The 21,075-nt window shown below is 42.4% G+C and carries 14 protein-coding genes and 4 pseudogenes; 13 read left to right on the top strand and 5 right to left on the bottom strand.

The window, feature by feature from the left end; translation table 11 throughout:
• Positions 1–52 precede the first annotated feature (52 nt).
• The 4 genes and pseudogenes from FM037_RS14390 (at position 53) to FM037_RS14375 (ending at position 8,059) form a co-directional block, all read left to right on the top strand.
• Positions 53–1,096 carry an efflux RND transporter periplasmic adaptor subunit gene (locus FM037_RS14390; protein ID WP_144046568.1) on the top strand — a complete coding sequence of 348 codons (1,044 nt, stop codon included), beginning with the start codon at positions 53–55 and terminating at the stop codon, positions 1,094–1,096.
• Positions 1,096–4,196 (top strand): annotated as a pseudogene (locus FM037_RS14385) (efflux RND transporter permease subunit). Before FM037_RS14390 ends, FM037_RS14385 begins: the two are co-directional and overlap by 1 nt.
• A 616-nt stretch (positions 4,197–4,812) precedes the next feature.
• Positions 4,813–5,523, top strand: a complete 711-nt coding sequence (locus FM037_RS14380) for a LysE family translocator (protein ID WP_144046567.1) — start codon at positions 4,813–4,815, stop codon at positions 5,521–5,523.
• 682 nt (positions 5,524–6,205) lie between these two features.
• Positions 6,206–8,059: a restriction endonuclease gene (locus tag FM037_RS14375; RefSeq protein WP_144046566.1), complete on the top strand. Its 1,854-nt coding sequence runs from the start codon at positions 6,206–6,208 to the stop codon at positions 8,057–8,059.
• A gap of 143 nt (positions 8,060–8,202) precedes the next feature.
• Here the strand turns inward: FM037_RS14375 and FM037_RS30140 are convergent.
• Positions 8,203–8,397 (bottom strand): annotated as a pseudogene (locus FM037_RS30140) (putative quinol monooxygenase); the annotation flags it as partial.
• A gap of 126 nt (positions 8,398–8,523) precedes the next feature.
• On the opposite strand from FM037_RS30140, the gene FM037_RS14370 reads away from it, so the two are divergent.
• Both FM037_RS14370 and FM037_RS14365 read left to right on the top strand, forming a co-directional pair.
• On the top strand, positions 8,524–8,802 hold the full coding sequence (locus tag FM037_RS14370; protein WP_144046565.1) for a hypothetical protein: 279 nt from the start codon (positions 8,524–8,526) through the stop codon (positions 8,800–8,802).
• A 135-nt stretch (positions 8,803–8,937) separates the two neighbouring features.
• On the top strand, positions 8,938–9,285 hold the full coding sequence (locus FM037_RS14365; protein ID WP_144046564.1) for a hypothetical protein: 348 nt from the start codon (positions 8,938–8,940) through the stop codon (positions 9,283–9,285).
• A gap of 116 nt (positions 9,286–9,401) precedes the next feature.
• Here FM037_RS14365 and FM037_RS14360 read toward each other — a convergent pair whose 3' ends face one another.
• The gene (locus tag FM037_RS14360) at positions 9,402–9,740 is read right to left on the bottom strand and encodes a winged helix-turn-helix transcriptional regulator (protein ID WP_144046563.1); all 339 of its coding nucleotides are present in this window, start codon (positions 9,738–9,740) and stop codon (positions 9,402–9,404) included.
• A gap of 181 nt (positions 9,741–9,921) precedes the next feature.
• Here FM037_RS14360 and FM037_RS14355 point away from each other — a divergent pair, with 181 nt between their 5' ends.
• The 4 genes from FM037_RS14355 to FM037_RS14340 all read left to right on the top strand — a co-directional run bounded on the left by FM037_RS14355 (position 9,922) and on the right by FM037_RS14340 (position 13,523).
• Positions 9,922–10,350, top strand: a complete 429-nt coding sequence (locus FM037_RS14355) for a YybH family protein (RefSeq protein WP_144046562.1) — start codon at positions 9,922–9,924, stop codon at positions 10,348–10,350.
• Between the two features lie 338 nt (positions 10,351–10,688).
• Positions 10,689–11,336: a beta/gamma crystallin domain-containing protein gene (locus tag FM037_RS14350; RefSeq protein ID WP_144046561.1), complete on the top strand. Its 648-nt coding sequence runs from the start codon at positions 10,689–10,691 to the stop codon at positions 11,334–11,336.
• A gap of 158 nt (positions 11,337–11,494) precedes the next feature.
• Complete coding sequence (locus FM037_RS14345) at positions 11,495–12,247, top strand: SDR family NAD(P)-dependent oxidoreductase (protein ID WP_144046560.1); 753 nt, start codon at positions 11,495–11,497, stop codon at positions 12,245–12,247.
• Positions 12,248–12,383: 136 nt separating this feature from the next.
• Positions 12,384–13,523 carry an FAD-dependent monooxygenase gene (locus tag FM037_RS14340; RefSeq protein ID WP_144046559.1) on the top strand — a complete coding sequence of 380 codons (1,140 nt, stop codon included), beginning with the start codon at positions 12,384–12,386 and terminating at the stop codon, positions 13,521–13,523.
• 1,136 nt (positions 13,524–14,659) lie between these two features.
• Here the strand turns inward: FM037_RS14340 and FM037_RS14335 are convergent.
• Positions 14,660–15,951 (bottom strand): annotated as a pseudogene (locus FM037_RS14335) (tyrosine-type recombinase/integrase).
• A gap of 180 nt (positions 15,952–16,131) precedes the next feature.
• Positions 16,132–16,434: a hypothetical protein gene (locus tag FM037_RS14330; RefSeq protein WP_144046558.1), complete on the bottom strand. Its 303-nt coding sequence runs from the start codon at positions 16,432–16,434 to the stop codon at positions 16,132–16,134.
• Between the two features lie 227 nt (positions 16,435–16,661).
• Between FM037_RS14330 and FM037_RS14325 the strand changes: the two genes are divergently transcribed.
• Positions 16,662–18,257, top strand: coding sequence for a DUF3369 domain-containing protein (locus tag FM037_RS14325; protein ID WP_144046557.1), 1,596 nt, complete (start codon positions 16,662–16,664; stop codon positions 18,255–18,257).
• Positions 18,258–18,269: 12 nt separating this feature from the next.
• Here FM037_RS14325 and FM037_RS14320 read toward each other — a convergent pair.
• Positions 18,270–18,745, bottom strand: a pseudogene (locus FM037_RS14320) (hypothetical protein).
• Positions 18,746–19,006: 261 nt separating this feature from the next.
• Here FM037_RS14320 and ccoN point away from each other — a divergent pair.
• Entirely contained in the window at positions 19,007–20,434 is a 1,428-nt protein-coding gene (gene ccoN / locus FM037_RS14315) for a cytochrome-c oxidase, cbb3-type subunit I (protein WP_144046556.1), read from the top strand.
• Between the two features lie 12 nt (positions 20,435–20,446).
• Positions 20,447–21,073, top strand: coding sequence for a cytochrome-c oxidase, cbb3-type subunit II (gene ccoO, locus FM037_RS14310; protein ID WP_077751443.1), 627 nt, complete (start codon positions 20,447–20,449; stop codon positions 21,071–21,073).
• Positions 21,074–21,075 lie beyond the last annotated feature (2 nt).

Raw genomic sequence — 21,075 nt, 5'->3', positions numbered from 1 at the left:
CTGACAAAAATATAGTCTAGACTTAAGTCAATCTTAATTTCAGATAAAGCCCATGAAAAATACTTCCTTGTTATTGGTCCTCTTAATTTTCCTTTTTGGTTGCGATAGCAATCAAACCAATAAAGCCAAAGAAAAAGAGATATACATTACCTCTGCGCTGGTTGAATCCCAGACTATTCTTGATTCGGTAAAACTTGTGGGAACACTTGTGGCTAAAAAGTCAGTGGTTATTACTTCAGAAGTTGATGGGCGAGTTGAAATGGTAAGGATTGCAGACAGCGAGTATGTTGAGAAAGGGGATATCCTACTTACACTCAACAATGATCTGGTAAAAGCTGAATTGGCTGAAGCGCAAGCTTACCTTAAAGATGAAACTCGTAAGCTAGATGAATATATACAACTTGGCCCCAAAGGTGGAGTAAGCCAGACCATCAAAGAGAGCCAACAGAACAGTGTGGATATAGCGCAAGCAAAACTTGATGCCGCAAGAGTCAATTTTAAGGATCACCAATTAGTTGCGCCTTTTTCAGGGGTACTGGGTTTAGGCAATATCACGGTAGGACAAAGATTGATCAAGGACGAGTCCCTAATGACGTTGGACGATCTTTCCTTGATGCAAGTGGATTTAAATATTCCCGAAAAGTATATTTCAAAACTAACGAAAGGCCTGATTATTACCACTAAAGTCAGTGCATGGCGCGACGAGACGTTCATTGGTGTCGTAGAAGCAATTGACTCCAGAGTGCAGCCACAAAGTCTTGATATAAAAATAAGAGTTTCTATTCCTAATCTTCAACAAAAGCTAAAACCTGGCATGCTTGCTCATGCAAAACTCCAGTTTCCATCGTACGACTACACAGTTTTGCCGTTACAAGCGATTGAATATGCAGGTGACCAGACTTATGTATACATCATAGATGATAAACAAATAGCTAACAGGATTGAGGTGGAGCTAGGGGATCAATTTGGTGAGCTAATGACAGTGATATCAGGCCTGAGTCCAGGTCAACGTATCGTGACAGAAGGCTTGGTGAATATACAAGACCAAGACAGGGTAAAGGAATCCACTATACCAGCATCAGAGGCGACTAAATAATGTGGATCTCTGATACTTCCGTCGAACGACCAACGATTGCGATAGTGTTAAGCATACTGTTGACCCTGTTTGGCATGGTGGCATTTCTTAAACTCCCAGTAACTGAAATGCCCGATATGGTAAGTCCTATTGCGAACATAAGTACCAAGTATAAAGGTGCCTCGGCATCGATCATAGAAAGTCAGGTCACCGCTAAACTTGAGGAGCAACTCACTGGTATTAGTGGGGTTAAGGATATCACCTCAACCAGTAAAAATGGTGCGTCGAGTATCACCATTGAATTTGAGGAAGGCGCCGATATTAATGAAGGTGTGAGCGATATTAGAGATGCTATTGCACGGGCTAAGAACTCTCTACCTGAAGATGCAGACGAGCCCACAGTATCAAAAGATGACGGAACGGGTGAACCAGCGCTATATGTCAATGTCACCTCTTCAGCGATGAATAGAACCCAGCTGACTGATTTCGTTAGTCAGAATGTTGAAGACAGGTTTAACATCCTCAATGGTGTTAGCGCGGTCGATTTATCTGGTGGCTTGTTTAAAGTCATGTATATCAAGCTAGATCCAGAAAAAATGGCAGGGCATCAGATCACAACGACCGATATCCTCGATGCTTTGAAGGCAGAGAATTTAGAGAGTCCGGCGGGCGAGGTGAGAAATGACTCCATCGTAATGCCCGTCCGTACAGAGCGTCTCTATGATGCTGAGAAAGATTTCAGGTTTCTTGTTATTGGTAAATCAAACTCTGGCACTGTGATCTATCTAAATCAAGTCGCTGAAGTTAAATTAAAGGCCGAGAGTGAAAATTCAAGCTATCGAAGTAACGGTATTTCCAGTGTGAGTCTGGCTATAGTGCCTCAAGCAGATGCGAATCCACTGGAACTTGCTAACCTGGTTCATAGCGAAGTGGCTCAGATACAAAAGTTTCTGCCAAAAGGAACCCAAATTCTTGTCGACTATGATGCTACCGTTTTCATAGAACGTTCGATTAATGAAGTATACAAAACACTGTTGATGACTTGTGCTCTGGTTATCTTGGTGCTCTATCTGTTTCTTGGTCAGGCGCGGGCCACATTGATCCCTGCTGTTACTGTTCCCGTCTCGCTTGTTGCGACATTTATCTTTGCCAGCTATTTAGGATTTTCGGTTAACTTAATAACCCTATTAGCCCTAATATTGGCGATAGGGTTAGTCGTTGATGACGCCATTGTAGTGGTTGAAAACATATATCATCACATCCAAAAAGGCCGGCCACCGTTACTTGCAGCGTATGAAGGAACTCGAGAAGTCGGTTTTGCTGTGTTAGCAACTACGTTTGTTCTGGTTATGGTGTTTCTGCCCATTGCATTTATGGACGGTATGATTGGGCGCTTGTTTACCGAATTTGCAGTAATGATTGCGGTTTCGGTCTTATTTTCAACCTTAATTGCATTAACTTTAACGCCAGTTTTAGGCGCAAAGCTGTTACGTAAAAAGCAAACAAACAATGTATTCAATACTAAAGTAGAGCAGGCATTATCAGGGCTAGAAGTGCATTATCGAAACTTGCTTAATCAGAGCTTAAAGCATAATTATAACGCACCAATTATCATCATTCTTTGCTTAGTGGCAAGTTTTATCATTGCCACTAACACTCCCTCACAGCTAATGCCTCAAGAAGACAGAGGCGTTATTTTAATTAAAGTGAATGGCCCTGAGGGGACTAGTTTTACCCGCATGTCAGATAATATGAAGAAGATTGAAAAGCGGCTATTGTCGATGCTAAATGACGGTACTATAAAGTCAATCAGTGTACAGACACCCATCTCAGGCGGTAAAAGTGGCGATCAATTTGGTTTAGCCATCTTGCAATTAGAAGATTGGGATTTACGTCAGCAAAGTGCTCAAACCATCTTAAAAATAGTAAAGAAGCAACTTGCTAATATTCCTGATGTGCGAATAAGACCTACGCTTCCAGGATTTAAAGGTGGCTCTAAAGAACCAGTACAAATCGTATTAAGTGGCAGCGATTACGCCACGCTCAACGAGTGGGCGATGGTGATGGAAACCAAGATGGAGAGCAGTCCTCTCATGACTGGTGCGTTGATCGATTACTCGGAAAAAACGCCTGAAATGATAATTAAAGTCGATAGAAAGCGGGCGGCTGAACTGGGGATAAGTGTGTCAGAGGTCTCAGATACCTTAAATGTCATGTTAGGGGGAAAACAGAGACCACTTATATTGAAAGTGGCAATGAGTACGATGTATTCGTGCGTGGCGATGAGCAAAAATTTAAATCGAGTAGTGATTTATCGAGCATATTTATGCGGACTAGCTCAGGGGAAATAGTATCTGTCGACTCTTTCACGCGTGTAAAGCGCATTGCTTCGGCGCAGAAACTGACACATATAGGAAAACGGAAATCAATAGTGATAAAAGCAGACCTGGCTGATGGAGCAAGCTTAGGTGATGCATTAACTTATGCTGAAGATCTGGCTATTGATAACCTACCTCAAGATATCAACTTGAGTTATTCCGGAGACTCTAAAGATTTTATTGATAATCAAAATAGCACCATGCTCATCTTTATACTGGCATTGTTGGTTGTTTACTTAGTGATGGCTGCGCAATTTGAAAGCTTCATCAATCCCTTTGTTGTCATGCTGACCGTGCCAACAGGCATATTTGGTGCTTTGCTGGGAATTTGGTTAACCGGTCAGAGTATTAATATCTACAGTCAGATAGGCATCATAATGCTGATAGGTATGGTGACTAAAAATGGTATCCTCATAGTGGAATTTATCGGCCAATTAAGAGATAAGGGCGAGTCGTTCGACTCTGCAATTATAGAAGGTGCGACTCGCAGATTACGACCTATCCTTATGACTGCGTTTACCACACTAGCTGGTGCCTTACCGTTATTATTGTCCAGTGGTGCTGGGGCTGAGAGTCGCATATCTGTGGGGATAGTGGTGTTTTTCGGTATGGGTTTTTCTACATTGGTTACACTAGTGGTTATCCCTACCATGTATAAATTATTGTGCAATTCAACTAAATCTCCGGGCTCTGTTAAACAAGAGATACTCGAGCTTAGAGAAAATAATACTCCGGTTAGTTAGTTCCTTAAATAGAAGTCTGGCGATTTAAGGAACTACTATGACAGAGCTACAGGGGGATAGACCTGTTCACAACATCTAATTAATCGCTATGGCTTAAGATTTTTGAGCCCGAATTTTACATCACTGGATCTTAGGACTTTGTCGAGCGATTGCAGGTGAGGGCGCTTGTCTCAACTCTTTGTCGTTCAGGACTGTTTATTGCTCATGGCTGTTTACCGTTCATGGCTTTTTACTGTTCAGGACTATCTCTTCTCTTTATAACTTGCACTCGTTGTGACAGAAGGAAGCACTAGGCTTGCGGTCTGATACTAGGTTAGTTAATCTGGAGTTCGCTGATTGCTTTAAATCAGTTGTTTCTTTAAATCAGCTTTCTAAATCGATGACCGTTACAATGTGGCGGTATTTTGAGTCAATCAAACAAGGTATCTATGATGTGCACGACTTGTATCTGCGCTAACCGCTGCCCCCGCGCGGTTAATATTTCCAGCCAAAGGCTGATGGCTTAGCTTCTACTTATTCATCACTGTTTAAGAAGCTGACCAAGTACAAGTACAATTTTTTAAACATCTGAGCGTGTCTCGGGTGGAATTGTTGCACATTTAAAAATGGAATTACCATGAATATCGATACTATTATCTTGTTCGCAGGAATTGTCTTCCTGATCGCCATTATCCCTGGACCCAATGCCTTACTGGTACTCTTTACTGCGCTGACAAAAAGTCGATTACTGGCTTTTAGCAACATTGCCGGTGTCAGCCTGGGATTCATCGTCCACGCGTTTATCTCGGCTCAAGGCATCAGTCTGTTATTGAGCCAGTCTGTATGGGCATTTATGCTTTTAAAATGGTTGGGCGTAGCCTACTTAATCTGGTTAGGCATCAGCAATATCCGCGCAGGCATCAACTTAAGCACATTGAAGCTAGCAGCTGAGCCCATCACAGAGCCAGTAGCCAAACCACAAGCCGATCTTGCCGGCGAAAAAGTAGCGGAAACTGTCGCCGCAAGCACTAAATTAAGTAAAGACAGTCGGGCTATGGCCAATGATTTTATGAAAGGCTTTCTGACTAACATGCTTAATCCTAAGATTGTCATGTTTTACCTGTCTATATTTCCGCAGTTTATCTCGCAGCAAAGCGTACTGGCCGACAGCATGATCTTAGGCCTGACTCAAGCCATCGTGGTTTCGAGCTGGTTTTTGGTGGTGATAATGATGGCTGAGAAGTTTAAATCTCTGCTGACGAATGTCAGAAACGCCCGCTGGATGAATTATGTCTCCGGCAGCATCTTCCTGGGCTTCGGCGCTAAGCTGGCAGTCACTAAGCTGTAACATGAGCTATGACCTGATATCAGCTTTATGTGAGCACTGAATAAAATAAATGAACCTTGACACCGCTATGGGTCCTGACCGTTAGGACAGCTGTTTAGGCGCAGGATTCTGTTTTACTCTGCTTAGACAAGCATGTCTAATCTCGCTAGTCCTTTCACCCGCAGCCTTCCTCTGAAGGCTGCGGGTTTTTTTTATGCATTAACTTATGCAGTCTAATTGATTTGATACTGGCACTATCAGAGATTATAGCGTTCCGCTTACCATCATATCCGTTAGTTTGTTCACCGGCTTGTAGCCTTTGGCACATGATGTTTTTTACTAATTAATTGAAATATAAAAAAAAGCGTCTTTTTGTTATGCCATTTATTTTGAATAAATGTATAAATTAGCAATCAATTATTAAATAAATAACTGGAGCCATATGCAGATACTTAACTCATCTCAGCCAACGACTATTTCCACACACACTAGTGATCAAAATGTATCGACGGTTAACCAAACCAGTTCAATTAAAAAAATTTCTGACAAGGTGGAGACGGCACGCAACAATCAAGTGCAGGATGTGATCTTCATTGGTCGTGGAAGCAGTATTGCTTATGCGTTAACTGAGGTTTGTGACCGATATGAAGGACAGCATTCAGCACAAGCACTATCCCATGAACCTCCATTAACGGGGCGAGCCATGGTCATAGGTAGCTCTGAGCCCTGGTCTAAAGAAGTACGAGGCTCTGGTTTTATCAATCATCAAAATGAGCTGATAGATACCTGGGGCAGTAAAGCACCAGAATATAGTAAGGAATATGCAGATCGCCAGCAATTTTCTGATGCGAATACCGCGCAAATTAACCGTGCGGTCAGCCTCGGTGTTCGAGAGGTAAATGACGAAGTAACCAGTGTAAAAAAAGGTGACAATGGCCTGTTTAAAGTGAGTACTAAGCAAGGCCATGAGTTTGTTGCTAAGCAGGTTATATTAGGTATTGGCGCTGGGCCACACACCAATGCTTTGGCTGAAAGTGATGATTCATCATCACTGACGCCTGCAGAACAACGCCTTGGCAATATCACTGTGAATAACAAAGAATCCCTTAAGAGTCAGGTCTTAGATTTAGATGAGTTTATGCGCTTAACAGATAATGGAGAATCGTTAAAAGGAAAAACGGTTGTCGTGCATGGCCCAAATGCTGGTATTGATGCGGTTGAAAGAGCAGGGAGTCTGGGTGCCGACATTAAATGGTTTATTCGTTCAACCTCGCCTGTACTGTTAGATGGTAATCAGCTTGAGCATGCACCAGAGGCTGCCGAAAAAAGTTTGGTTAAAGTCGATAAGGTTTCGATTTCTCCGGATGAAAACGGCAAGATTAACATTGATTTCTCTCATAATAACAAAGAGAAAACAGCGGACACTTTGAAGGCAGACTTTTATGTCTATGCACTGGGTCAAGATAGCAAGAGAGCTGGTGCTATTCATTCGGTATTAGACCCATCTATCTCAAAATACTTAGAACCCATTTATGATATCGATCAGATTTATTCCGATAAACCCTACAATACGGTACTGGGGATTCAATCTAAAAAGGCCGAATCAGAGAACGGCGTTATCATCGTGGGGGCTTCGGTCGCGCAGATGGCTGGTAATGTACAGCATACTTATTTAGAACAGGTGCGCGAGCGTATTAATGGACTGACAGACCAGCTTGATTTATCGCCAGTTGATGTTTCAAAATTACAAGACCAGTTAGCCGATATACAGGACCAGATTGATAGCGCTGCAAAAACTAAATCGGTCAGTTTAAACTCGCATGATAAGGCTGTTTATCAAGGACATGTGACCATTCTGCAACAAACGCTTTCTCATTATCAAACGGCGCAACAGGATTTAGCCAGTGCTAAAGGACCTGGCGTGCGAGACCAGGTCGAAAATGTAGTTAAAACAGAGGTCGCATCAGTTGTCGTCTCTCCGCAACTTGCTACTGTGAAAGCCTCAATAGGGGCGTTAACCAATATTATGCCGCAATATATAGCAGCAGGTGAGGTCAATTACTCCTCCGATAACAGGACTATGTTAAGAGTAAGTCTGGTCCATAATTTCCCCAAAATACCTGAGACTGCAGCAGAGCAGTTTATTCAAGACACAATCGATTTACGGGTGATGAATAAAGGGCAATTTCTAGATAGAATTGCGAGTGACTTATCACAATACACTCAAGAGTTATTGAAAACTCACGACGCTGAATCAGTCTTATCTCACTTGAGCCAGCTTAATGTGAAGCCCGAACTTACAGATGCTTTGATTGAATTACAGCAAAATAGAACCCTAGGATCTGAACAAAGACTAGAGCAGGAAAAAAACTTGAAACAGGAGCTGCTGAAATCCATTGATACTAATGCCATCCCTGCTTGGGGAACCCCTGAGCACGTTCGTTATGGTTATGCATCTAAGCTCTCTGACTTGCACCTTGAGAACAAAAATGAGACACCCATTAGTTTATTTTGGTTAGGGGAACCAATCAGTGAATTAAACGCAATACGGGTTTAATACTAGACTCGGGCTTGATGTTAAAAGCCATAATTTCTCCCTATCAACAGACGTAATGTGCAATCTCGCATAACACGTGATAAAAATAGGCTTTATGACATTTATGCTATAAGGCCTATTTTGTAAAACCATAATGTGTGGACTTAGCGAGTAACATAGGTCATTGATGGTTTGTATTGTTTATTCTCTAAAGGGGTTAAGAAACCGCTCTCTGGTTCTTGCGCTAGTAGACCTTCGAGCCGCTGCAGCAGAGTAATGAAGTGAGGCTGCTGGCAATGGTCATCGAATGCTTGCTGGTTGGAAAACTCCTCCTGAAATATAAATATATTGGGCTTTGTCGTGCTGTGATATGTAAACTCAGCTTACTGACAATATGATTAATTTAGATGATAGGCATTAATAAATGCACCTATGTGCACTAGACCAATGTTATATGTCTAATCTTCGAAACAAGGAATAAGTAAATGCAATATGAAAGGGATCAACTAGAAAATAGGTTAAAAGAAAATGAAAATAAACTAAAGAGGCTAAGCTGGTACGACTTTCCAGCCATGCTTGTGATAGGTTTAGGTTTGTTTTCAAAATTTGGAGACAACCCTGAGTCCCTTCATCCATTATTAGCAGACTCCTCGGTAGTTAATACAGCATTAGCCATCGCAGTTCCTTGGGCTGCTTTCTGTACTTTTCAGACAATTAAACTCGCGTTGGAAAACAATAAAATAAAAAAGGAACTTGGCATATAACGAGCCAATAACTGGGCAGGTAACAGCGGCCAATTTGCAGAGCCATACTCAGGTTTCTGTAATCAAGAATAAATCATTTTAAACATTAAATAACGTATTTCCTTGTAAACGGTCACCTGAAAATAACGAATGTAGGTGACACTTTATCGACGTTATTTGACATATATAAAACCTATTAGTGACTTAAATCGTTGCCCGCCGGAATCTCGTGTAGCCGTTGGAGCACAAATCACTCTTTATGTAAAAGCTGATAAGGAATTAGGTTATGCCTCTGAAGAACTGAAAAAAGTTAAAGATTTTTTGGGTGAGATAGAACTCACTTTAGGCCAAAATGTTATTTCACCTGGGGTTAAACCTGAATCAGATGTTTCTGCAGCGACTTGGAATTTTATCTCTTATCGAAATGAAAACAGAAGTGATCGGGAGGGAACGTCTTCTCACTTACTTTTCGAAGAACCTTTTTACCAAATCATCTCAGACTAATGGTATTGGGGACGATTTGTTGTTGATGACAAATTTCGTGGGCTTACGTGGGATTAGTATAGGAAAACAGCTTGTGTATCATTAATTAAAAGACATATTATGAGAACATAACTGAATCACTTACTAGTAATGTTCGCATCCCAAGCGTCTGACTTATCGACTATCAGGCTAACTATCTCCGCTAACTCTTTCCCTTTAGCGGTTAAACCATAATTGACCGTCACTGGAATCGTTGCTTGTTGCTCTCTCCAGATAAACTGCTCAGCCTCCAACAATTTCAACCTTGAGCTGAGCACTTTACTGGATACTAATGCCAGTTCTTTCTGTATTTGGCCAAACCTCATTAGCTCACATTTCCCAAGCAGATAGACAATGTGCGCTGTCCACTTAGTTGATATTAAAGATAAATACTTATCAACATTACAGTACCCCTCGGGGGCTGTGACATGTCTCATTTAGTTTTCCTCACCGCTTTAGTTTGTCCAAAATATCATTTTTTTGTGCAAAATTCCCTAGTAATCAAAAGGTAACTAGTTACTTTTTGGTTACTAATAGTAAAAAGAAACTAACTTGAGTATCGTAACTTCATTGCCAAAATATCATTATTTAATGGCGCACACAATGAAGGAAATAAAGATGAATCTAGTAAAAATACTAATACTTTTGGTGTCATTTTTTGTTGTTAATGCAAAAGCCGATGTCCCCCTTGATTACCAGAAGCCACAATCACCCGATGAGCTTCACTCTCTATTTGCTCAGTATTTTAAGGTAAAAGATCTTACAGGACTGACAACATTATTTGCAGCAAATGCGACATTTATCCTTGATAGTGATGGGGGGAGGGCGACAGGCCATGAAGAAATTTCTAAAGCACTAGCCCCTTATTTAAGTTTTGACAGTGAAATGCAGACCTTGTCTACGTCGATTCATATCAATGGCAACATCGCTTTGATTCGTTCCGAGTGGAAGCTTGCCGATAGTGATGTTAGTGGCACCGCGCTTGAAGTTATGCAGTATCAAGATAATGGGTGGGTCTACTTAATTGATAATCCAAATGGATTCTAAAAAGGACGTAATATCTATAAAACAGTAGAGAATACTTTACTCAATAGCATATCGAATAACACCGACATCCACAGTTCTGTTATTCGCTCCGATACCTTTATGTCGCTCTGTCACCTTTGTTTGGACTTTCTTTCTGAGCTGTGTTCGGTCTTGTATCTGCATTCGCTTGATATATGCCTTTGTTCTAAATTTCTGGGGGTGTCTACCTGTCCGAAAGAGAAGTTACCATACGCGAGATTTTATTCTACATTGATAAATATCAACAGGTTATCAATTACTTCGATGTGTAAGTGAATGGTTTCTTAATATAAGCGTCAATATATAAGGTAGGAATAAAAATGAGCAAAGCTCAAATTCACAATACAACATGTACACTTTTTGAAGCGCCTGTTTATGACGGTATCGAACACACTTATAGCCCTGAAGATGGTGTGATTGGCGCTACGGAAGAAGGGTTTAACGACAAAACTCAGTCTATTCGTGTAGGTAAAGATGTCTCTATTATTTGCTGGCAACACGGAGAGGGTTTAGGTATTACTCAGCAATTTTATGAAGATGAACCGGAAATTGGTAACAGTTTCGGTGAAGGTATTAGTTGTTTTTGCGTTATCCCTAATGATAACGACGTCATCTACATCAAACTTGAAACGAGTAAAAGCATAGAAGGGGTTTACACACTCCATTCTAACGTATCAGGTTCTGGCGCGTTAATTCCGGTTGTATCCAGTAGTGATGATCCCGATTTTTATCCTATCGGTAAAATGAGCCCTACACAAATTGAAGACATGTTTATCAGTGTGCAAGTCGAAAAAGGTGGGATATATCCTGCCAATGGTGCTCTGTACTTCAAACACTCAGCACAGAGTGGTGGAGTAGAAGTTGACTGGAATGCTTCTGATAATCTGTACCCTAAAAACATGTCTGTGAAGGCTGTTCCTGATGCAAAGAACTATTTCGTGTTGACGCTAGAATCTCTCCCTATCTAATCGCGAAGATCTCAGACCACCTGATTTAAATCAAGAATCCCTCGTCGAAAACCGAGGGATTTTTTGAACATAGTGCACTCAGAGTGTGAACCGATTTCACCGTGAGAAGTTGGTCAACTTGCCCTGGGAGAAATGGTTAAACCAAGCTAGGAATTTATATGTATGATTTTCAAGGTAAGCTCTACTTAATAACCGGAGCGACCAGTGGTTTGGGATTAGCCACTACCGAAAGTATTATCAATCATGGTGGCAAGGTTATCGCTACAGGACGAAATGTCACTAAGCTCAAAGAATTAGAAGAACAATATGGTTCGTGTATTTCTGTGGTTGAAAATGACTCCCGGAGTCCATCGACGGGGGTTGAACTGGCCGTAGTCGTCAAAGAGCATGGTTATCTCGACGGTCTTTGGCTAAATGCCAGCATAGATAGGCATGATACTTGTGATGAGATAACTGAAGACATTTATAAACCAGTATTGAGTGTGAATTCTAGAGGGCCAATATTACAGGTTGTGGCATTAAGTAAGTATTTGAAAAGTGATGCTTCGATTCTCGTTTCGAATTCCAGTTCTGTGTATGAAGAAGCCGCCCCAACGAGTTTATATTCAGCGTCAAAAGGTGCGCTACTAACAAGTATTCGAGTCTGGGCTAGAGAGTTAGGTCCAAAAGGAGTGCGAGTTAATGCATTGTTTTTTGGATCTATTGCAACTTCCCCCGGAAGTTTATTCCCCGAAGATGCAAAACTAGAATTTGAGCGTGTTGTCATTAATCAAGTGCCATTAGAAAGGATGGCTACAGCTCAAGAAGCAGAATCTGCTGCCTTATTTCTTTTATCAAATCAATCATCAAATATTACTGGCAGTTACATACCTGTCGACGATGGTTTGATATTGAGCCAGCAATCTATCTGATGAATAAAGCCTGATAAGAAGGATAGGGCGCTTACGCACCAACTTTTACCTAACATTCACTAATAACTATTTTTTGCGTTAGCCTACTTAGACTGACATACTCGGCCCATATAATTTATAGACAAGAATAAAACTAATGAAAATCCTTATTGTTGGCGCCGGTATCGCCGGGTTATCCCTTGCCAGGCGTCTTGATGCTACCGCACATGAATATACGCTCATAGAGCGAACTAGTTCATGGTCGTGTGATGGTGCTGGAATATGCCTTCCTGCGAATGCCGTAGCAGGTTTGGATAAGTTAGGATTGAAGCAGCAAGTCGTAGAGTCGGCTCATCAGGTTAAAACTGTCAGTTACGTTAAGCCCAATGGCAAAGTTATATCGTCTGCTTCCTTATTAGAAGAACCATTGAACCAGCAGCCATTTCTGGCATTGCCAAGAGTAAAGCTGCTCGAGTTACTGCGCCAAGGTATGGATAATAAAGTCAGGTTTGGCGTCACCATTAAGCGAATAAATCAATATGATGAAATTGCCGATGTTGAGTTCGACAATGGACACTCTGAGCTGTTTGATCTTGTGGTTGCTGCTGATGGTATAAACTCACAAACTCGTCATATGGCATTCGAGAACTCGGAATTAGAAGATCTGGGTGTGACAAACTGGCGTTTCTTGATTGAGCAAGATACTCAAGGACTAGAGCCTACATATTATTTGGGCTCAGATAACTTCTTTATGCGTTATCCTATGCCAGACAACAAAGTCTATTGCTATGCACACGTGCTAGATAAAAGTGGTGAGTTTGACTCGATAAGCGATAAGAAAGCCTGGTTGCGTAAACGTTTTTCTGGTTTCGAGAGCAAGGTTGTCTCTGCTATCGAGTCTTTAGAGGCCGATACGCCTGTTATACAAGGTAGATTAAAAGCCGTGGCTTCGCGTGATGTCTATTCGGGTAAAGTCGTGCTCATTGGCGATGCACTGCATGGATGCCCACCGACACTGCAACAAGGTGTTGGTATGGGCTTAGAAGATGTGCATTGTTTGGCTGACTTACTTAAGACTCATAAAACCACCAAAACCTTATTGCCAGAATTTAAAGCGCAACGTCTAGCGCAGATCTCCTGGGTTATCGATGAATCCAATAGAGTGATTCACCTGGCCGGAAAAGGGCGCTCATTTATCGGTCGTGTCATTCGTAACATGGTGATCCGAAAAACCGGCCCGGCTAACGTGAATGGCTGGCGCAAGCTATTACTTTGGGATAAATCTGAACACTCTTAAACATACCGATCATAAACAGGGCTCATTGTAATACTTCGATGAGCCTCTTTTATTGCGTTTTGTGAAAGCTGTAATGGTGGCAGTCTATGCTCATAAACAACTGGAATCCTAAGTGGAGTGGATCTTGAGTGCAAAGCATTATCAGCCCCTAATGTTAGATAGGTTATTTAACATAATATACATTGTGCGCACTCATGGGTGAGAGCGCCAGGATGAAGATATGGGACCTTAGAGCCTGATATCTTTTTTGTGTAATGGCCAGTAATTTGATTTAGCACTGTTTATTCAGAGCCAAGTATCAGAGCTATTAATTGATTGAGTATCTGTTCTGTATTGACTGCTATTTCAACACTCAGCTAAACACCAAGCCAAAGCTTGTACCCAGACCTTATTAAATTGAAACATAGTCTATTAGAATCCTGTTAGACCCGATAAGCAACTTAACTCTGGTTTGGTATTCAAGATGGCAAACTGTCACATTAGTTTTCATTTATGGTGTTTCGATAAAACTAGGTTAACCGCTTTGGTTTTTGTGGTTATACAATCCATTGATTCAATACTAGTTTTAATCATTTCTAGCGCGTCGCTACGTAAAATCTAACCACCAAGTACTCACAGAGTTTTAAAGTATGCACACAGCGACGCTTGGTTTTTCGAGTGATCCGTGTTGTAACTCTTTAAATCAAGCCATATGTGCTGCATGACTTGTTGACCAGATCCAGCCACTCATTCTAAGAAACCTGCGCCAATTCGATCTGTTATCCGAGCCAATTTACTGGATACTTAAATTAGGTCTAAATCCAGTTATTCGAGCTAAGCTCTAGTTTGTATACTTAGAGTCTCTTGAGCGTAACTGGGCACAGATTGGTGTGACTTTGTCTTAAAATACAGTTCTGAGAACGGCATTAGCCGATATGCATAGCCGTCAATCAGGCTCTTTACGCTGCGAACCACCAACGCTTTATTGCAAGATCTGAGATATGAGACGTTATTTGAGTGGCTGGATATAGACCCTATTTCAATTTTTTACTCAATTGCCGATAATGACACTTATCGGCATTAACTGAGCTGAAATTCTGATTGATTGGCGCTTCAGACTTATCATTTATAGCTTAAAACTTTCTCAGAAATCGGATTTATCCTATCCCTTGCAGATGATCTAATGGCTTGTTTTGCGCACTTTGGTGCCTCTCTATCTGTGATGTATGCAGATATTGGGATGTGGTATCGATACTCTCGTGCCCAGCATCGGCTTGAACATGAGATAGCGGCCTACCGTTAATATTGATGTCATGAGTGATCCCTGTGTGGCGTATGTTGTGTACACTTAGGCTCCTCATCTGCTTGGCATCTTCTGTAAAACCATCACTTTCGGCGGCGTTAGCCGCATGTTCGATGATCTTACCCACTTCGTCTCTGATTTGGCGTATTCCCAGGTTGGCATTGAGTGTGCCAGCTTCCCTTCCCCGTCCAGCGGCTTTACGACGTATAAACAAGGGATGTTGCTCCCCTGAGCTCGGGTAGTCGGGTAATTTTAAGAACTGGCGGTACTCGACTAACCCGGCAAGTAAGGCTTTCGATATCGCCACGCTACGTCGTTTCCCCCTTTACTAAGGGGGATATGAAAACTCCAAATTCCTGTTTGTTTGTCTTGCCTGAATTGACTCATCACTGGTGAGTAACCTGCCCTGGCCCCGACTTCGGAGACTCGCAGGTAGCATGAGTAGACCAGTTTTATCATAAACAGGCTTCTTTGGTGTATGTCTGGAGCATCGATGGCGAGTTTTTCGACCGTGGCAATCACGTAAGACCATTGTAATTCGGTGAAAGCCAACATATTGCTGTCTTCTGGGTTTACCCGGTACTTCTTCTTAGAGGAGAAACGGCTGTGATTCATCCAAGCTTGGGCTGGGTTGCGCTCACAGTAGTCTTCACTCATCAAATAGCTATAAAAAGAAGAGAGAATGGCTATCTTGGTCTTCAAGGCATTTTCGCTGAGCAGATAAGGTAATTCTTTACCCATGGCTTTCTTACCCACGAATGGGCGCCATGCAAAATTGGGGACTCTTTGCCCTTCTGCCTTATCGAGTTTAAATTGGGCCACATTAAAGTAGCCTATCAGCTCTAGGGGAGGATTTTGGCAATAGGCGAGATAGCGGGCAATCTCCCTGCGCGTCAACGATGCAGGTGACTGTTTCACTACGTCGAAGCACCAATGAAAAAAAGTGGTTAATTCGCTGCGGTAGGCTTTATAACTGTTTTCATTATGCTGTTGTTCGTAGAGCAGTTCTGATGCGTGTTCGAAGATTAAGCCTGCATCGCTCACCTGGTCGAGACTGATCTGAGTGATGTATTGATTGATGACACTGTTGCCTTCTTCAATGAATTTGGCTGATTCAAACAGTGGCAATACTGGGGGCATGTGCATATTTAACTCTCATTGCAAGTCCTGGTGCTTTTCTAGCAGAGGATCTAAATATCGCTAAGATATTGATCTTAACAGTGTACTTGCCATGGAGACAATATTTTATACCTAAGAATATCCCGGTTCACCACCAACCTAAGAAAATATCTCATCTGAGACTAACCCTTACTTGTAGTGACCCCATTACAGCAGCCGTTCATACTTAGTGCTGGTATTTGTTGTTGATTGACTTGTTATTTCTTTAACTTGTTCAATACTTGAATGGGATTGATATTTCGTGGGTGAGGCACATCCGGGAGAGCAGCTCAGGGCGCAGTCTTTAGTACAACTGATTTTCTTGCTACAGCACCAGAGGCACATCTGCCACACTTTCTGCTTAGACACTTGGTCCAGGCAACGAAAATCAGCGGCGCATAAGACGCCGTCTTGAATCAGCTGAGTCAGCTTTTCTGTTGATATAGACAGGTTTACCCTTTGGTTATTCATCAGCGTGTTCCTATTGTTGTTTTAATAGTAAGTCTACACGTAAATGAGAATGGTTATCAACACGAATAGAGGGATGAGACAAGTAATAGCAGGCTCGTTTCTAAGGTCTATATAAATATGGAATAAACAAATTGAGTTTTTTGTCGTCAGGTATTCACTGTTCTAAACATTGATCTACACTCAATGTATAGGGATGAAAGTTTTTTTAACATTATTGAGGTTGTCTAATGCTGATCGATATAGCAAAAAAGAGCCCCCTCTTTTCAGGCAAAAAGAAGACGCAAGAAGTTGCGTCGGGTCCGGCGTGGCGGATCCTCGTTGTCGATGATGAACCCGATGTCCATACGGTGACAAAGTTAGCGCTTTCAAGATTTAAGCTCGATGGCCGCTCCCTAGAGTTTATCAATGCATACAGTGGGGAAGAGGCAAAACAGATACTCTCTAACGAGAACAATGTTGCCATGGCATTTGTCGACGTGGTGATGGAAAGTGACCATGCAGGTTTAGAGTTAGTAAAATGGATACGGGAGGATCTTAAAAATGCTGCTATCCGTTTAATCTTGAGGACAGGACAACCCGGCCAGGCGCCCGAAGAAGATGTTATCGTCAATTACGATATTAATGACTATAAGGCCAAAGCTGAGCTAGATTCTCGTAAACTAGTGACCAGTGTCTACTCTGCTCTTCGCTCATATCGTGACATCATAGAAGTTGAAACAGCAAGAGCTAATCAAGTTAAACACCGCAAAGGGTTAGAGCGTGTTCTTCAGGCGACATCTGGACTGTTTGAGCTACGTACCTTACACAACTTTGCCGATGGCTTGTTGACACAAGTTGCTAATCTACTGAATTTAGACACGCAAACCTTATTGCTATCCTGTAATGCTATGGATGCGATGAGTGAAGACGTAAATACCGACAGTATGCATATCCTGGCTGGAACGGGGCAATTTTCCAGTCATCATGACAAACCTGTACCTGATCGTATCAAGTCCTTATTGGAAGAGGCGTTAAGAAAGAAACGCTGTCTCTATGAGGAAGACTGTTTCGTTGGATATTTTCCGGCTAAGAGTGGTTGGATTAATCTGCTCTATATGGATGGGATCAATAAGATAGACGATATGGATAAGAAGCTGGTCGACATTTTTGCGATTAATGTCGGCGTAGCATTCGAGAATCTGTTATTGAATAAAGAACTAGAAGATACACAGTCAGAGCTCATTCTACGCTTGGGCGATGTGGTCGAGAGTCGCTCGAAAGAAGCAGCTTACCACGTGAAGAGAATGGCTGAGTATTGTTACAAGTTGGCTCTCCTTTCTGGCATGCAAGTGCATGAAGCGGATTTGATCAAACACGCCTCCCCCATGCACGACATAGGTAAAATTGCGACCCCAGATGCCGTATTACTAAAACCCGGTAAACTGAATGCTGAAGAGTGGCAGATCATGCGTCAGCACCCCGAGATAGGCTATCAAATATTGGCCAACTCGGAGCGGCCTATTCTTAAAGCTGCCAGCACCATAGCGTTACAACACCACGAGAAATACGATGGATCTGGATACCCTTCGGGTTTGAAAGGCACTGAAATTCATGTGTTTGCACGTATCGTGGCTATTGCCGATGTGTTCGATGCCCTCTCTCACGCCCGCTGTTATAAACCTGCCTGGCCTATCGAAGAGGTGATGAAGGTGATGAAAGAAGGCGCTGGCAACCATTTTGATCCTGATTTACTCAAAGTCTTTATCGATAACATAGATGTATTCACCCAAGTTAAAGAGGAATTTAGCGATCAAAACGCAGAACTGGATATCACGGCGAGTTAGCGGTTAAGTCTGTTATTTACCGCTATCGGCAAGAAAGTCAAAAATGGCGACCTGTGGTTCGCCGTTTTTTGTGAAATTAACAAAGGCACGCCAAACCATATAGTTACTGCTACAAGAGCCGAATATCAGTTGACCATTATATTGCTTTTCATTAAGTTTAGACAGTTTCACTGGGATAACCCCATAAACATGTCTCTTCCTTCGATTCTCATGGTAACGTCATTAATGGCCTCAGAGCTAGCTAGCTCAATGGTTAGCGGCTTTTCACTGGGGGTGTTAAAGGGGGTGATCAAAAGTGACAAATTGATACCAGTTACTTGTTTGTTACATGAAGCCTGACTAAAGTTACATAAGCTGGTGTCTTTGACAAAAATAGAGGCTGGGAAGTCTGTTTCGGCTTGTTGTTGAGGCGAGCAGGCTGAGCATAAGAATGCCAAGATCAGTGGTGTGTAGAGGCTCAATTTAACGGATAAGTTAACACGTAGCACAAAAATTAACCTTTATATAAAAAGTAGTTACATTCTATTGCGTAGGTTGATCTAGATCAACATTTCACCACGCACAATTCCTATCTTTTTTGATATGGCTCAAGTATCATTGCTTTACCTTGTTAATAATACAATTATCGCAAGGATACACGTTGACACATCTACCGTGATTCCGTAGGAAAGCGGCATTTGTGTCTTTTTAACGGGTAAAGTCATAATTTACTCAAACTATAAGTATAAGTAATAAGCAGTGGAAGCAAAATGATGAACCATTCCCAGCCTCAAGGCGCTGATTACAATTACACCGTAGTCCGCCAATTTGCCCTCACGACTGTGTTGTGGGGAATAGTTGGTATGTCTGTCGGTGTATTGATCGCGGCACAGCTAATCTGGCCACAACTAAACTTCGATACTCCATGGTTAACATACAGTCGTCTTCGACCACTGCATACTAATGCCGTGATATTCGCGTTTGGTACTTCAGCACTTTTCGCAACATCCTACTATATCGTCCAACGAACCTGTCAAACCAAGCTATTTGCGCCTAAGTTAGCCGCATTTACGTTCTGGGGTTGGCAAGCCGTCATTCTATCAGCAGTAATCACACTACCCCTAGGTATCACCAGTGGTAAAGAGTACGCTGAACTGGAATGGCCTATTGATATCCTCATTACCTTAGTCTGGGTGTCATACGGCGCCGTTTTCTTCGGAACTATTGTCAAACGAACCACCTCACATATCTATGTGGCAAACTGGTTCTTTGGCGCATTTATTATCACGGTTGCCGTATTACACATAGTTAACTCTATGGCTGTACCGGTAAGTATGTGGAAGTCATACTCCATCTATTCTGGTGCTGTGGATGCCATGGTACAGTGGTGGTATGGTCATAACGCCGTTGGTTTCCTACTGACAGCGGGCTTCCTGGGTATGATGTACTACTTCGTACCTAAGCAAGCGGGTCGTCCTGTTTACTCATACCGTCTGTCAATTGTTCACTTCTGGGCACTGATTGCACTGTACATCTGGGCTGGTCCTCACCACCTACATTACACGGCACTTCCTGATTGGACACAATCTCTGGGTATGGCGATGTCATTGATCCTATTTGCACCTTCATGGGGCGGTATGATTAACGGTATCATGACACTATCCGGCGCTTGGCATAAATTGAGAACCGATCCTATTTTACGTTTCCTTGTTGTTTCATTGTCTTTCTATGGTATGTCTACCTTCGAAGGCCCAATGATGGCAATCAAAACCGTTAACGCACTATCTCATTATACTGACTGGACCATTGGTCACGTTCATTCTGGTGCGCTAGGTTGGGTTGCTATGGTTTCAATTGGTTCGCTTTACCATCTGATCCCTGTTCTTTTCGGACACGGTCGCATGTATAGCTCTAATCTAGTAAACGTTCATTTCTGGTTAGCAACGATTGGTACTGTTTTGTACATCGTATCTATGTGGATTTCTGGTGTGATGCAAGGTCTGATGTGGCGTGCAGTTAATGCCGACGGTACTCTGACTTATAGCTTCGTTGAAAGTATTGAAGCCTCATATCCATTCTACTTTGTCCGATTCCTCGGTGGCTGTTTCTTCTTGACGGGTATGTTCATTATGGCATTCAACGTGATTAAGACAGTAAGAGCGCCTAAAGAATCCTTGCCTGCATTAGCAGAAGCATAAGGGGTAGATCAGATGAAATTTAATCATGAGTTAGTCGAGAAAAACATCGGTCTGTTAGGTATCTTCACCGTCATCGCCATTAGTTTTGGTGGTTTGGTTCAGATAACTCCCCTGCTGTTTCAGAAAGACACTACCGAGCCTGTTGATGGTTTGATTCCTTACACAGCGTTGCAGATCGAAGGTCGTGATATCTATGTCCGTGAAGGTTGTTATAACTGTCACAGCCAGATGATCCGTCCACTGCGCGCCGAGACCGAGCGTTATGGTCACTACTCGGTTGCTGGCGAATCTGTATGGGATCACCCTTTCCAGTGGGGCTCTAAGCGTACTGGACCGGATCTTGCCCGTGTTGGCGGTCGTTACAGCGACAAGTGGCACGAAGTTCACTTGATCGATCCTCGCGCCGTGGTGCCTCAGTCGAATATGCCTGGTTTCCCTTGGTTAGCCGAGAACAAGCTAGATGGCGAATTGACCAGAAAGAAGATGGAAATTCTACTCAACTTCCACAAAGGTGGCTATAAGGGTAATGACCTTTACACCGATGAGGAGTTAGCTGGAGCAAAAGCTGCCGTCGAAGGTAAGACTGAGATGCAAGCACTGATCGCCTATCTGCAGTCCCTAGGACATGCACTGAAATAATA

It is taken from the genome of Shewanella psychropiezotolerans (assembly GCF_007197555.1).
GTDB classification, from domain to species: domain Bacteria; phylum Pseudomonadota; class Gammaproteobacteria; order Enterobacterales; family Shewanellaceae; genus Shewanella; species Shewanella psychropiezotolerans.
Note: the sequence above shows the minus strand (reverse complement) of the source record. Positions and strands in the feature narration are given on the sequence as shown.